1 protein-coding gene is annotated in these 405 nt (G+C 72.6%); it reads right to left on the bottom strand.

Annotation, left to right across the window (positions count from 1 at the left end):
* On the bottom strand, positions 1–359 hold a 359-nt coding region (locus SB717_RS33915), incomplete at its 3' end, for a hypothetical protein (protein ID WP_410907198.1).
* Positions 360–405: the final 46 nt, after the last annotated feature.

Raw genomic sequence — 405 nt, 5'->3', positions numbered from 1 at the left:
CCGTACGGCTGGAGGATCACGACCGCACCTGTCGGCAGCACGGCGTCCGGGTCGGTCTCGCGCAGCCGCCCGGCCGGGTCGCCGCGCAGCTGCCGGACGAGCAGCCGGTTGGAGGCCTCCACGACGTACAGCAGCAGCCCGAGGGCGACGCCCGCCAGCACCGCGTACTGGATCGGGATGAGCAGTGTCAGCACGAACGTGGTGACCATCACCACCGTCTGCAGCCAGCCCGTCTTCCACACCGACTGGATGCGGGCGGGGTTGACCGTCTGGACCCCGACGACGATCAGGAGCCCGGCGAGCGCCGGCATGGCGATGTAGCCGACCACGCCGGGCAGCAGCACGATGACGACGGCCATGACGGCGCCCGCCACCAGGAGCGACCGCCGGGTGGCCGCACCCGCC

The organism is Priestia sp. SIMBA_032 (assembly GCF_046535215.1).
In the GTDB taxonomy this organism is placed as follows: domain Bacteria; phylum Bacillota; class Bacilli; order Bacillales; family Bacillaceae_H; genus Priestia; species Priestia aryabhattai.
The sequence above is the reverse complement of the archived record's forward strand: the minus strand, read 5'-3'. Positions and strand labels throughout refer to the sequence as shown.